Raw genomic sequence first — 14,628 nt, forward strand, 5'->3', positions numbered from 1 at the left:
TACCTATGGCTGAGGCTGCCAAAAAGCGGTTCCCGACATTAAGAGGGTGTCTTAAAAGCCAAAATTTAAACCCAGTGAAGCACTTTTCTCTGCAAAGAATGACGCTTCACTGGATCTCTTTCCCAGCTGCCCCATTTTCTGTCAAATGGCCGATACCGCTCAAAGTACAGCCAGAGAATCCTGTTGTACCTGAAAATAGCGTGAAAACTGGCTTTTACAGCCCGGCTCAGGTTATAGGCCAGCAGGTGTAAGCCAAACTCCAGTTTAACTTTCTCCAACCCCTTGCGACGAAAACGGTTTAACCCCTGTATATCCCGTAAATAGGCAAAGACAGGCTCAACCATCGCCTTTCTTTTGCTGAAAGACTTTTTAGCTTTCGGGTGCTGCATAACCTGCCTCAGTGCATCCTTGGCATCATCCATCGCATAGCGTTTTATGCGGCGCCCTTTCTTATTGGTCGTACACTGATCTTTGAGAGGACAACCTTCACACGGTCCATTGCCATATATCTTTTGCTCTTTTGTGCGAATGCTTCCCTTTATCTGCCCGATGAGAACCAGCTCTTTTCCTGCAGGGCAACGATAAACGTCATTAGTCTCATCATAATAAAAATGTCCCTTCTGGAACTTTTTGGATTCTTTGGGCTTGCCTGGCTCTTTACCCTCAGGGCATAGCAGGCTGATGTCGCGTTCCAGACTGGTTGAAATGACTTCATCATTGAAGTAACCAGCATCCAGAAGCATTTCATCTACTGGTTTGCCCGTGATCTGCATTGACTGATCAAGCATTGGACTTACGACAGTTGTTTCATTGGTGGGATCAACAGCCTGAGCCAGTACCACCCGCTTGTTATTGGCTAACACGGATGGTTTGTAACCCGTTGTATAACCTCGCCCCCGTTTCATCTTTTGAACAACGGCTTCAGGCTCTGTAGGGCTAACGACAGCACTTCCTGATTTACCATTCTTTTTTCGCTTCTCGTTGCGTTCAATAACTGCTTCGAGAGTACTGCTGGCCATCTCCAGTTTCTTTTTGTTTTCAGGACAGTCTGGATGGTTGTCAGCTTGCTTTTGTGCTGTTTCATGAGCCTGTTGTGCAGCCTCCTGCTTCATCAGGTTGTAGCTTGAGCAGGCGGCTTCTATGACCGTTCCATCACCAGCCAGACAGCTACCATCAGAGTTCGTCTTTTTGAGGACGGCTCGTGTCAGGCTTTCAAAAAATGCACCGGCCATGGACTTGCTATGCATATTGATGAAGCGACCAATAATGGCGTGGTCTGGAAAAATCCCACCGGTAACCCACATACAGCCAAGATCAACACGGGCTAGTCGCTCCAGAGTTCTCAGCGAGGTAATGCCCTGCATAATGCCATAGAGAATCAAACCCATCATGTTACGGGGTGAATAAGGAGGGCGACCTTCTGAGGCATACCTTTGCTCAAAATCAGACCAGTCTTGCTCATCAAGAAGGGATGCAACAGTAAAAGGTGTTTTCTGACCAGTTAGTTCAAGGTGTTCTTTCAAGTTAGAGTTGCCAAGGGTGATGGCGTTGGGGTTCGGAGCAACAAAACGTCGTTTGTCTGTTTTGTTGCCTGATCCTTTGGGCTTATCGTGTTTTTTGTGATCCGGACTACTGGCTGCACCTGAAAAAATATCGAGCTGTGGAGCTGTATTAATCTTGATTTGCGGTCTTGTTGTCATACTGAAGCCGGTAAAGCTACTTTATATCCAGATTACCGGCTTGTAGTGGGTTTTGCGACACCCTCTTAAGCCAGGTGAGCTACGACAAAGGCTTCTGGAGTCCGGGCAATCTTGAAAAGCTGGAAGTTCTTCTGGAGCATTCAGTTCTTCCCAAGAAAGGCAGGCTGTCAGCCAATGACAAAAAACGGGAATGCCACCCGGAATTTATCCGGGCAAGAAGGAAGCACTCAGCCGTTGAATCCGATATCAACGCACTGGAAGCGAATGGTCTCGACAAATGCCCGGATAAAGGGATAGAAGGCTTTGAGCGCTATGTCGCACTGGCTGTTGTCGCCAGCAACCTGAAACGGCTGGGTAAAATTCTGCTGACCAGAGATCGTCAGTAGCCTTTCAGCCAGGCTTCCGTCAGTTTACTTTTGATCATGCCGGGCATGAGAGATTACTGCGCTTGTAGATAGTCGAATCAGGTTGTATTTTGAACAGTGCGGTACAAAAAACATCCTTTGTTCGTCTGGTAACTCAAATCCAGCCGTTATCAACTTCTGTCGGCCAAGAACGACTGCCGTTTTTCAGAGGTTTTCTGACAGGCACTAATTATAAAGCTGACACTACCCAACGAAACTATCTATCAGCAAACAGGAATTGATACCAGCGCCTTAAAACAAATGCAGCTTTACACTGCTGAACAAATCAATAATATGGAACGCAAAGCATTAATGCTTGAAGTAATGCCAGCCCGCGACATTCAAGTCATTGACGAAAGCATCAATCGATTCACAAAACAGGCCTTGGAAACTTATGTAGACACTTTCGGGACATCTGAACGATTTCGGGTTGGCTATGACCAAGAGGGGAGAATAAAAGCGGCAGTGGCTCTGGAGGAAGCCTTCTGGGTCCGATCGTATATCCGGTCTGTTTACGGTATAAAAATAGGCAGCATACCCGTCGAATACCCGAAATATATATTAAATGCAGATTATTATCTTGGCTCAACCACTATTGGCTCTCACCCTATCCGCAAGACTAGCCAGCTGACGGATGCTTCCAACAGAGCAAAAGAAGCAGAGGCGTCACTGCACGATACCAACACACACTATATCGGTGCTCTACTTAAACATTTGACGACAATGGCAACAGGCTCAAGCAAAGAGACCACTGCAAAAAAGTTTATCATCACTCTGGTTAAACAAGATCTGGATGAAGAGCTGGAACTTAGCAAACCTGGCGGACTGAGAGTGGTACGCGAGAATTACAGAAAACGATTTTATCCAACACCTACAGAAAAAAAGTACATCAAAGACAGGGAAGAATTGTTTTTTTACACCCCAGACAGTGATGATATCGAGGCTGACGTAGGCGTCGTTGATTCAGACACCCTCAGAGGCGTAATAAAACAGTGCATAGCCAGCCTCGAAATGATGGAAAGCCGGCTGAACGAAGCCCGCTCCCTGAGAATGACTATTGAAACATTAAAGTCAGGCAATAAGGCAACAAAAAACAGAATCAAAAGAGCGGAACTATAATCAGCCATGATTTTACGTGCATTCATACTTTGCTTTACAGCGACTAACCTATTATCCAACTCAATTTATGCAGACAACCTGGATAACTATTGCACCACTGTTGCTCATCCTGCTCAGAAAGTTAGTCAATACTGCTCTGGAATCATCATTCCTGCAAGCAAAACCCGTAATTTTCAGGGTGAACGACTGCTGTGTAGTAATGCTTCCGACCGTAAAATCCGCCACCCTGTCGATTTCGACGAAGAGGCATGGCGGGACAAACTTGCGACAGACCGGCAGGGTGCGTTTGAGATGCTACGCACGCTTCCTGATCCTGTATGGCAAGGCACACTGAAATACAAAAGTCATTTAAATTGGTCCTGGCAGGATTGCCAGAAAGTTACCGACGCTGAAAAATGCGGAACAGAGCAACACTGCAAAACCGTTACGAACCGGTTAGGAGAGCGAGAAAAGAAGTGTAAAGACAAATCCAAAACCTGCTACGTTGACATTGATATTCATGAGTCTGTTTTTTGCAGCCATGAAAAAACTGACTATGAAATCAGGTATCTCAAGTCCAGCGAGTCAGAATGGAATCCTGAGCACGATCATTTCACAGATCGGCTTGCAAATGGTTATGATCTTCTGCCAGGAGAAGAGGAAACCGTTGTCGTCGATAATGGTGCGGACTTGCTGGGAAGCAGACGGCTTGCGCCCAAAGTATATTTCAAAAACCAGCGCAACCAATACATCATCACGATGCTGGATACTCCGCCATTTACTAAAGACAACCTCTACTGTCAGCAGCGTTCTCAATACACAATCGGTTTTTCATTGATGGCAAAAGCACGAATACGCTCACGCTCCGGCAACGATTTTTCAATACCTGCCGCTCACGATGGAGCTCCTCTGGAAGCTTTAATATGGCAAAGTGCCCGTGATCAGACAGGTAAACGAAAAGATAAAGGCTACCCGGCAGTATTACAGGTACAAGACTACTCTGCCAAAGCCATGCATGAGTTTGCTGATGATACGGATAATACTTTCAAACACATCGTATTACGTATTCAACTATATGAAAAAACCCCGTTTGGCATTCTGCCGTGGGCAACTTCCACTCAATACACTCAGGAAGCCAAAGCAGTTACCGCCACTCTGAATGCCCTTTCTGACGAGCAAGCTATCCGACGATCCGCCCTTTGGCAGATCAATCTGGCTAACCAACTCCTGCATCCGGATAAAAATCTCTACAGGGTATTTGTTCCCTGGTTTGTTTATTATCCCGCCCGGTTAGTTTTTTCTTCTGAAGCCCTTAGCTACGAATACCAACTCAAACCAGCTACAAATTACAAACTGTCAGTAACGACATACCAAAAAGGCTTGTCGATTTATCATCAATCTTGTGAAGATGAGCCCAATGCATGGGATTGCCAGTTTTATGCCGGTTGGGGCTGGTTCAGTCCTAACCGGTATGAGCATAATTATTATTCAGATAACAGTCTGGACATCACTTTCACTACCGAAAGTGATGTCAACCTTCGAACATGGTGGCCTGTTATATGGGCCACCATTGGCTGGCTGGATGAGCTCGCAATTGCGACTTCAGTGTGGGTATTAATCACAAGAAACAACCTGCCCTGAGGGTAGCTGCAGGCAAAAACATCCCATCATCATCCCCTCAATCCTCTGTTCGTGGTGGATTCCCACCTCCGTGGGAATGACGGTAAGCTGGTGTTTTCTGTATTGCCACTCCCCTAGGAGGCAGGACTTATACCAAATTGTTTTTTAATACTAAAATCGCTTCCAGCACACCACCGGCAATGGCTCTGGCTTTATCCGTTGTTGTTGTATGATCCACCGACGCCCCTCTTGGATCAACATCACCCACCTTGAAGTGTTCACTCACTTCGAGCCCGGGGTTTACCATACCACGCACCTTGCCTGCGATCTGGGTAATAAGCGGTTCTGCATCTTCACCTACGGTGGCAACCGTTTGTCCTTCCGTGACTAAATCACCAATCTTCACCAACGGTGTTATCACGCCAGCACAGGGAGAACGTAACACCCGTTCTTCATCATAACCACCGATCATACCCGGCTTTCCGGTATCAGGCTTTGCCTGACCGGTATAAATAATTCGACCCAGATCATGCCCACGACAGGTTTCAACCACGGCATCCACATCATCACCCGCCGTGAAACCCGGACCTAATCCCAGTGTCACAGGTGCCATATCTTTATGTGTACCGAGATTGCGTTTGGCCAGAATGGCATCAACAACCACAGCCGGTTTCAACTGTCGTAAAGAAGCCGCTTCCGGATCAGCCATCACCGCTATCTCACGCTTTGCAGTGATTTTCAGAGCATCAGCCACCGAACGGGCTTTTCTTCCCATAACCCCTTCAACACTGATCATCTCATCGTCGTTAACCAACGCCTGGGCAAAAGCAATATTGGTACGAACAACGGTGGGTTTAGCTATATCCAGCATAATCACGTCGTAACCGCTGTTATGCAGTTTCAATGCAGTGCCTGTTGCCAGATCACCGGCACCACGAATCACAATCCGCTTTCCCAGAGCATCCTCAACCGTGTCCCCCATGGGTACCGGCTTTTTATGGTGACCAATGGCCAGTATTTCCGACATGATGCTGACGGCTATTTCTTCCGGCGTTTCAGCACCCAGATCCAGTCCTACCGGGGTTCTTACTTCATTAAAACGATCCAGTGAAATACCGCTTTCCAAAGCTTTGGTTCTCAAGGTGGCAACCTTTTTCCGGCTTGCCAGCTGCCCTATGTGTCTGGCATCGGTTTTCAGTACGGTATTTAACGCTTCAATATCTTCATGGTTTGTGGCGATGACCACCTGAGTGTCAGCGTTAATGGAGGTTTTCTCGATCGCATCAGCAATGGTATCGCCCTCAACCAGACGCGTGTATTCAGGAAACCGCCCGGCCTGCAGGTTAGGTTTCCATGAATCGGCTACGGTCGTTGCAAAACCGAGTCTCGCTGCAAGGTGAGCAACCGCCTGATTCACATGCCCCGCACCAATCAGCAACAATTGTGGTTTGACATTGTGAACATCAATAAACACTTTCATCGCCCCGCAGCAATCCATACCCATGGCATTTTTGCCATTGCGGGACAAGCTGGCATCCACCATCCGCGACTGACCGGTCTTAATGGCAGCAACGGCTTCACTGATGACATGACGTTCAACCATTCCACCACCGACAGTGCCGGTTGTTTCACCACTGTCTTCTACCAGCAGCTGGGCATTGTGGCGTGGTGCCGAACCACTGGTTTCAATAATGGAAGCAATGGCAAAAGGTGTATGGCTATCTGACAACTCAGCCGCTCGTGAGAAAACATTATTGGTCATTATTACATCCAGAAAGAGAGGGTGTGTTAATACTGTCCAGCCAGGGTTCAGGCTGTGAGAAACTACTTAAAATCGTCGTGTAAATGGAAGGAGAGCCTGCCATGACTGCCAATGCCAATGTCCGGCCCTGTTGTCTTTGTTCCTGTGTATCCAGCTGGTTCAAACACCAGATTCGTTTGCAGGTCTTCAGATTAAGGTTATTTTTTTCGGGGTTAGACTGAACCTGTTTAAACAAGCCCTCTGGCGAGTTAATAAGTGCTGACACCGCCGTGTGATTAATTCTTTCGTTAATACCCAGTCCGGTAATGTTTCTGAACTGTTCAAGTCGATGCACTGTGTTATCTGTTACAGGCGCATCAATACCTTTCCAGCCCGTCACCCCGATCATTACCTGACAGCCTTCCGGCAATACAGGCTCATTATCAGCTGGCGCTTTCAAGGGGTGATGCCTTGAACCATCCGCCTCTATCAATATATTGTCGTACAATTGGTGCTTAATCAGTTCAGCGGGCAAATCAGCCGGAATACCCGACAGTTTCCTTGGGTTTTCACAGAGCATACCGGCAACGGTAATAGATGCTGCTTCGGGTGGACTGTTGTAAAGTACCCTGGCATCCCTTGCTGTAATCACCCGGTCAGCAGTGTCTGAAAAACCGTCAATATCAGGGTGATAAATGCGTGTTGTGGTTGTTAACAACACTTTTCGACCCGATTGCTTCAGCAATCGGGCCAGATGTTGCAAAAAGCTGGTTTTTCCACCGGCACCGGTTGCTGCAATTATCCGGTCTTTGTCTGAATTTATGCCTGGGATCATCACACACCATTACCTGAGCCATGGAGTAGTAAAATTAATGGATACGAAACTGCACCACTGTGAGTGCCTTATTGCAGCAGCAGGCCTGTCTTCCCGAATGGGGGAATGGAAAGCCATGTTGCCTTTTGGCGCTTCAAATCAAACTATTCTCGATTGCAGTATTGCCAATGCGTTAAATTGCGTGTCCAACGTTATTCTCGTTACCGGCCACCGTGGCGAAGAACTCTTTGAACGATATAAAAACAATAAGCGCATTCAAATCATTCATAATCCAGACTATAAAAAAGGCTTATTCAGCTCTTTGCAAACCGGCATACAACAAGCCACCTCTGATTATTTATTTATTTCCCATGGCGATATGCCATTCATTTCAGAGGAAGTATTTAGCCTTCTTTATAACAACAGGGCTGATGATATTCTTTTCCCAAGCTATCAAGGCAAAGCCGGTCATCCTGTACTTTTAAATCATCGCTATTATGACTACATTTTGAATGCACCGGTTGATAGTCATATGAAATCGTTATTAACAGCACTACCCCATCGTTTTATTTCTGTAAACACCAATCGTGTTCATCTGGATATTGATACACCTCAGCAGTATCAATATCTTTGCAATAAAGCTCTTTAATTTTAGTGACATACGTCAATAGTTAAGTGTCGTTATCAATTTTTGCAATCGATTAATTATCAGATTGATAGCGATCACCCGGCTCTTATCATAATGACGAGCATCTGCTTTTTTCAACCTTTCAAATGCAAATTGTTTTTATTTACTGCAACCGGGTAAAAACAAGCTGTCTTTTAATATGAGTGTTTTCCGAAGTCGTTTTTTTTAAATAAATCTTACCTTTGTTGCTTCAGGTCAAAAACTCCCATCGAACACACCCTTTCTGATCCTTTTCGTCGCTTTCTGTGAAAAACTGGTCTGGTTCATGCATTACTGTGATCAGTGACAGCCGTTTGTACCGGTAAAACGTGATGAAAAAACAAAACCGGCATCCATTAAGTCACCTGGAGGCTGTCCGAGAATAGCGTCCGTAGCGAGGACGGCAGAAAATTGAGGATGAAGAATTGGTTTTGTGAGGAGAATAGCAAGCTATTTGACGAACAAAAGCGATTATTAAGACCAATTTGCTGTCGCCGCACGACGGCATGGATGCCGGAGCTAGGGCAACGCAGGAGCAGTTGCCGGTAGGGCAGACTATTCTCGGACAGCCTCCTAGAGAAACCATTAAACGGGCAATAAACAAGCCGTATAAGGAGAAGTCAATGGGCGATATTATGCGTCCCGTTCCGTTTCAGGAAATGCTGAATCGAATTCACGGGGAATATCATAAAAACCAGTCCTTGTTTGGCATAAAAGCAGATCAACTCTTCAGAAAGAAAAACAGCCAGAAGGTGAGCGTGTGTTCCGAAACCGCTACCACTGCTGTTGGTCCGGCAGCGGGTCCACACACACAGCTGGCTCAGAACATCATCACCTCATGGGTTGCCGGTGGCCGTTTTATTGAACTGAAAACCGTTCAGATCATGGACACCCTGGAAATTGAAAAGCCCTGCATCGATCCGGACGACGAGTGCTACAACACCGAATGGTCCACTGAATACACCCTGCCAAAAGCCTACGACGAATATCTTAAGTCCTGGGTTATCCTGCATGTTTTGCAATCTCTGTTCGACCCGACTCTGGGCGACAAGCAGGAAAAGAACTTTATTTTTAACATGAGCGTGGGTTATGACCTGAAAGGTATCAAAACACCACGTATGCAGACCTTCATCGATGACATGATGGACTGCAGCAACCATGAAAACTTTGACGCTTATAAAGAGTCCATCAAGCAATGGCTGCGCGAGCCTGAAGTGATGGCTACGTTCCAGCACAAGGGGCGCATTGAATCACTGGAACAGCAGATTGACGAAATCTCTCCGAAGATCGTTCAGTCCGTCACCCTGTCTACCATGCACGGTTGCCCTCCTCATGAAATTGAAGCGATCTGCCAGTACATGCTGACAGTGAAGCGCATCGATACGTTTGTAAAACTCAACCCGACCCTGCTGGGCTATCAGCGCGTTCGCGACATTCTTGATCAGCGTGGCTTTGATTACATTGGTCTGAGCGAAGAGGCTTTCAGCCACGATCTGCAAATGACCGACGCACTGCCCATGCTGCACCGTCTGCGTGACGTAGCTGCTGAAAAAGGCCATCACTTTGGCGTCAAGCTCTCTAACACACTGGGCTGCATAAACGATAAAGGTCGTCTGCCTGGTGATGAGATGTACATGTCCGGTCGTGCACTGTATCCACTGACCATCAATCTGGCTGCCATTATTGCTGACGAATTCAGTGGTCAGCTGCCTATGTCCTACTCCGGTGGTGCATGGAAAGGCAACATCGCCAACATCTTCAACACCGGTATCCGCCCGATCACCATGGCCACCGAGATGCTGAAGCCCGGTGGCTATATGCGTCTGCGTGACTGTGCCAATGCTCTGGAAGAGTCTCACACCTGGGACATGAAAGAAGTCGATGTACAGGCATTGAAACAGTTAGCCGAACACGCTCTGACTGATGACGAATACACCAAGAAAAGCTGGCACGAGACACCTCGTAAAAAAGAAGGCGCTTCTCCACGGTTTGACTGCACCATCGCCCCCTGTAAAGAAACCTGCCCTATTGGACAGGATGTGCCTGAATACATTCAGAATGTTGCCCGTGGCGATTATCAGGGCGCACTCAGCCTGATCTACGACAAGAACCCACTGCCCGGCATTACCAGTCACATCTGTGATCACCAGTGCATGACCAGCTGTACCCGTAAGGATTACGAAGGCTCTATAAAGATTCGCGACATGAAGCGAATTGCTGTTGAACAGGGCTGGGAACAGTACAAATCAGAATGGAAAAAGCCCAGCCAGATCTCACAGGCCCGTTGTGCTGTGATTGGCGCAGGCCCCAGTGGTTTGTCAGCGGCCTACTTACTGGCACGTGCCGGCTTCCCTGTTGTGGTGTTTGAAAAAGAGCGCGATGCGGGCGGTATCATTCGTAACGTTCTGCCTAACTTCCGTATCCCTGCCGAAGTCATTCAGCAGGACATCGATTTTGTCAGAGCACACGGCGTGCAGTTTGAATTTGGCTGCGACCCTGACATCAACGCCCCTATGCTGAAAAACGTGGGTGGTTTTGACTACGTGTTCATGGGCGTAGGCGCAGAGAAAGGCAATCACATGCCACTGGAAGGCGACCGTTCCCGTCTGCTGCCTTCACTGTCCTTCCTGAGAACCTTCAACAGCAAGCCTGAAACCATTGCCCTTGGCAAGCGTGTTGCCGTTGTCGGTGGTGGTAACACCGCTATGGACAGTGCAAGAGCTGCACTGAAGATGCCTGGTGTTGAAAAAGTCACTGTCTTCTATCGCCGGACAGAGCATGAAATGCCAGCGGATCGTGAAGAATATCACAACGCTGTTGCAGACGGTGCCGAGTTCCACTTCCTGACCAATCCTGAGCACATGACCAAAACCGGTCAGCTGACCTGCCGTGTCATGGAACTGGGAGAGGAAGATGCCAGTGGTCGTCGTCGTCCGGTTGCTACCGATAAGACCATGACCGCACAGATCGATACCGTTATCACTGCGATTGGTGAGTCTGCGGATGCCGAACTGTTGAACGGCATGGGCTTACCGGTAGGTCGTGATGGCTGGACGATTGTTGACAAGAGCACCTGTGAAACCGCGGTTTCCGGTATCTTCCTGATCGGTGACGCACATACCGGTCCATCCACTGTCGTGCGTTGTATCGACGAAGCCAGAAAAGCGACCGATACGATCATCAAGCGAGAGTCTGCAAGAGTGCATACCAATACAACAGCACTGTCGCCTGATTCCCAAACCATCCGTCAGCGCAGGGGCTTTATTCCTCTGACTAACGTGACCCGCGAAGACACCGAAGCCTTTGCCACCCAGGAAGGCGAACGCTGTCTGGAATGCAACCACATCTGTAACAAGTGTGTGGGTGTCTGCCCGAACCGCGCTAATGTGGCTCTGGATATTCCCGGCTTTAAAGAACGTTATCAGGTTCTGCATCTGGATGCGTACTGTAACGAGTGCGGTAACTGTGCCCGTTTCTGTAACTGGGACAGCAAGCCTTACAAGGAAAAACTGACCATCTTCAGCCTGATGGAAGACTTCGAAAACAGCACCAACACTGGCTTCTTTGTTAATAACGAAGATGTGTGGGTTCGTCACGATGGCGAAGTTCGCATGCTGCACATCAATGCTCTGGGTGAAATGGGAGAACTGCCCGACGAGCTGGTCAGACTGGGTCGCGTTATCCGCCACGTGTACCTGAAGTACCCATACCTGCTGGGTGCTGTTGATCAATAAGACCGACTAATAAATGAGTTAAGCAAAAGTAGGAACAGTTGCCGACAGCAGTAAACGTCGGCAACTGAACGACAGGAAGAGGACAATAATGCTACTGATAAAAAATGCTACCGCTGTCCAGTTTCAGCCTGCTTCCGTAACGGAAGGGGTTGATATTCTGGTTGATGGCAACAAAATTGCCCGGGTTGGCAAGGACATTGACGCCAGACAGGCAACCAAAGTCATTGATGCGGCAGGCCGTGTGGTGATGCCTGGTATCGTTTGCAGCCATAACCACTTCTACTCAGGTCTCTCCCGCGGTGTGATGGCTGACATCAAACCCAGCCCCGACTTTATCAGCACCCTGAAAAACCTGTGGTGGCGTCTGGACCGTGGTATCGACGAAGAAATCCTGTACTACAGCGGTCTGATCTGTTCACTGGAAGCCATCAAATCCGGTACCACTACGGTTATTGACCATCATGCTTCGCCTTCCTTTATCAAGGGTTCACTCAGCACTCTGCGCAAAGGTTTTATGAAAGCCGGTCTGCGTGGCATGACCTGTTTTGAAACCACGGACCGTAACTACGGCATTAAAGAGCTGGAAGACGGTGTTCAGGAAAACATCGATTTTGCCAACCTGATTGACAGTGCCAAAGCAAAAGGCGACGAACCTTATCTGGTTGAAGCCCATATCGGCGCACATGCTCCGTTTACCGTACCTAATGACGGTCTGGGCATGCTGGCAGATGCTGTAAAAGAAACCGGCCGTGGTCTGCATATTCATGTGGCTGAAGACAAATACGACAGCACATGGAGCCGTCACCACTACGGACAGGAACTGCTGCAACGTCTGGACTCCTTCAATCTGCTGAACGAAAAATCCCTGATCGCTCACGGCATCTACCTGACCGACGCCGACATTGAACTGTTGAATGCGCGTAACGGCTTCCTGGTGCACAACCCTCGCTCCAACATGAACAACAATGTGGGCTACAACGCCCGGCTGGAAAAATTCAGCAACGTTGCTCTGGGCACCGACGGTATTGGCAGCGACATGCTGGAAGAAATGAAGTTTGCCTTCTTCAAGCACCGCGATGCCGGTGGTCCGCTGTGGCCAGACAGCTTCCTGAACTTCCTGAATAACGGTAACCGCCTGCTGGAACGCAACTTTGGCGGACAGTTTGGACGACTGGAGCCCGGTTATCAGGCAGATCTGGTGATTCACGATTACATCAGCCCGACACCTTTCGTTGGCGATAACCTGCCAGGACATCTTGCCTTTGGTATGGGCAGCAATGGCGTGCGCACGGTTGTTGTTGATGGCGCTGTCGTCTATGAGGATCGCGAATTCCCATTCGATGTATCAGGCATTTATGCCGAGGCACGCACAGCCGCTGCACGCCTCTGGAAAAATATGGACAACCTCGACTAAGCACTCCATGGCAGGGCCAGGAGGCTGTCCGAGAATAGCGCCCTGCCAGCCAGATCTCTATATAAGAACCCCCCGGGAGGGGATGAGTAATGCTAAGTACCGACGCTGACCTTGCTAACGGGACAAAACCTGACCTGCTGGAACGATTTTTTAAACTGAAACAGCACGGCACCACTGTTAAAACAGAAGCCATTGCCGGCTGCACCACCTTCATCACCATGTGCTACGTGGTGTTTGTTGTACCCGAAATGCTGTCTGCTACCGGAATGGATCGGGGGGCACTGTTTGTTGCCACCTGTCTGGTAGCCGGTCTGAGCTCCATTGTGATGGGGCTGTACGCGAACTGGCCTGTGGGGCTGGCTCCGGGTATGGGACTGAATGCCTTTTTTGCTTATGCCGTCGTACTGGGCATGGGTTATTCATGGGAACAGGCCATGGGCGCTGTTTTCTGGGGTGGTATCGGCTTCATGCTCCTGAGTATCTTCAAGGTTCGGGAATGGATTATTAACAGTATTCCAAAAGGACTACGAATCGGTATCACTGCCGGTATTGGTCTTTTCCTCGCCCTGATTGGTCTGAAAAACTCAGGCATCGTTGTGGCTGACCCCGGCACCATTGTTGGTCTGGGCAACATCACTTCATTTGCTCCAGTTATGGCAAGTCTCAGCCTGTTCCTGATTCTTGCCCTGAGCTACCGGAACATGAAATCTGCGGTACTGGTTTCTATTGCCGTTATCACCGCTATCGCTCTGGGCTTTGGCGATGTTCAGTACACCGGTATTGTCGCCGCACCACCCAGCATTATGCCTATCTTCGGCAAGCTCGACATCATGGGTGCCCTGAACCCTGACATGATTGGTGTCATTGTCGCCTTTATGTTCGTCAACCTGTTTGATACCACCGGCACCCTGATCGCAGTAGGCGACAAAGCAGGTCTGGCTGATGAAAACGGCAAGATGGAGAACATGAGCAAAGCCATGGTGACCGATGGTACGTCTTCATGGATCGGCGCCATCATGGGTGCACCAACCGTGACCACTTATGTTGAAAGTGCCTCTGGTGTAGCCGTTGGTGGACGCACAGGCCTGACCGCCGTCTTCGTTGGTCTGCTGTTCCTGTTGTCACTGTTCCTGTCTCCACTGGCCGGTATGGTTCCAGGTTATGCCACCGCTGGCGCATTGATGTACGTCGCCGTGTTAATGACCTCCAGCCTCGGCAGCATGGAATGGTCTGACCTGACAGAAGCTGGTCCGGTGGTCATCACCACCATCATGATGCCTCTGAGTTTCTCTATTGCTAACGGTATTGCCCTTGGCTTCATCGCTTATCCGGTGATCAAGCTGCTGGCAGGCCGTGTGAAAGAAGTCAGTGTGAGTGTATGGGCTCTGGCCATTATGTTCGCACTTAAGTTTGTGATCTTTGGAATTTGATTCGAA

Annotated in this window: 9 protein-coding genes and 1 pseudogene; 7 read left to right on the plus strand and 3 right to left on the minus strand. The window is 48.6% G+C overall.

What is annotated here, in order from left to right; translation table 11 throughout:
* Positions 1-65: 65 nt before the first annotated feature.
* Positions 66-1,700, minus strand: a complete 1,635-nt coding sequence (locus EZMO1_RS19060) for an IS1182 family transposase (RefSeq protein ID WP_051789983.1) — start codon at positions 1,698-1,700, stop codon at positions 66-68.
* A 65-nt stretch (positions 1,701-1,765) separates the two neighbouring features.
* On the opposite strand from EZMO1_RS19060, the pseudogene EZMO1_RS19065 reads away from it, so the two are divergent.
* The 3 genes and pseudogenes from EZMO1_RS19065 to EZMO1_RS19075 form a co-directional block, all read left to right on the plus strand.
* A pseudogene (locus EZMO1_RS19065) lies at positions 1,766-2,086 on the plus strand (ISNCY family transposase); the annotation flags it as partial.
* Positions 2,087-2,365: 279 nt separating this feature from the next.
* Positions 2,366-3,223 (plus strand): hypothetical protein, encoded by an 858-nt coding sequence (locus EZMO1_RS19070; protein WP_034876233.1) that lies wholly within the window; start codon positions 2,366-2,368, stop codon positions 3,221-3,223.
* A 6-nt stretch (positions 3,224-3,229) separates the two neighbouring features.
* The gene (locus EZMO1_RS19075) at positions 3,230-4,843 is read left to right on the plus strand and encodes a hypothetical protein (protein ID WP_034876231.1); all 1,614 of its coding nucleotides are present in this window, start codon (positions 3,230-3,232) and stop codon (positions 4,841-4,843) included.
* 127 nt (positions 4,844-4,970) lie between these two features.
* On the opposite strand, the gene yqeB is transcribed toward EZMO1_RS19075, so the two are convergent.
* Together yqeB and yqeC are read right to left on the minus strand one after the other, a co-directional pair.
* Positions 4,971-6,584 carry a selenium-dependent molybdenum cofactor biosynthesis protein YqeB gene (gene yqeB, locus EZMO1_RS19080; RefSeq protein ID WP_034876229.1) on the minus strand — a complete coding sequence of 538 codons (1,614 nt, stop codon included), beginning with the start codon at positions 6,582-6,584 and terminating at the stop codon, positions 4,971-4,973.
* Positions 6,574-7,398: a selenium cofactor biosynthesis protein YqeC gene (gene yqeC, locus EZMO1_RS19085; RefSeq protein WP_034876226.1), complete on the minus strand. Its 825-nt coding sequence runs from the start codon at positions 7,396-7,398 to the stop codon at positions 6,574-6,576. The genes yqeB and yqeC overlap by 11 nt, the downstream gene beginning before the upstream one ends.
* Before the next feature lie 37 nt (positions 7,399-7,435).
* On the opposite strand from yqeC, the gene EZMO1_RS19090 reads away from it, so the two are divergent.
* The 4 genes from EZMO1_RS19090 to EZMO1_RS19105 all read left to right on the plus strand — a co-directional run bounded on the left by EZMO1_RS19090 (position 7,436) and on the right by EZMO1_RS19105 (position 14,622).
* Positions 7,436-8,026 carry an NTP transferase domain-containing protein gene (locus EZMO1_RS19090; protein ID WP_051789990.1) on the plus strand — a complete coding sequence of 197 codons (591 nt, stop codon included), beginning with the start codon at positions 7,436-7,438 and terminating at the stop codon, positions 8,024-8,026.
* A gap of 503 nt (positions 8,027-8,529) precedes the next feature.
* Positions 8,530-11,778 carry a putative selenate reductase subunit YgfK gene (gene ygfK / locus EZMO1_RS19095; protein WP_244886712.1) on the plus strand — a complete coding sequence of 1,083 codons (3,249 nt, stop codon included), beginning with the start codon at positions 8,530-8,532 and terminating at the stop codon, positions 11,776-11,778.
* Between the two features lie 88 nt (positions 11,779-11,866).
* Positions 11,867-13,192 carry a putative aminohydrolase SsnA gene (gene ssnA, locus EZMO1_RS19100; protein WP_034876219.1) on the plus strand — a complete coding sequence of 442 codons (1,326 nt, stop codon included), beginning with the start codon at positions 11,867-11,869 and terminating at the stop codon, positions 13,190-13,192.
* A gap of 89 nt (positions 13,193-13,281) precedes the next feature.
* Positions 13,282-14,622 (plus strand): NCS2 family permease, encoded by a 1,341-nt coding sequence (locus tag EZMO1_RS19105; RefSeq protein ID WP_086936424.1) that lies wholly within the window; start codon positions 13,282-13,284, stop codon positions 14,620-14,622.
* The last annotated feature ends 6 nt before the right edge of the window (positions 14,623-14,628 follow it).

This window comes from Endozoicomonas montiporae CL-33, assembly GCF_001583435.1.
Lineage (GTDB): Bacteria > Pseudomonadota > Gammaproteobacteria > Pseudomonadales > Endozoicomonadaceae > Endozoicomonas_A > Endozoicomonas_A montiporae.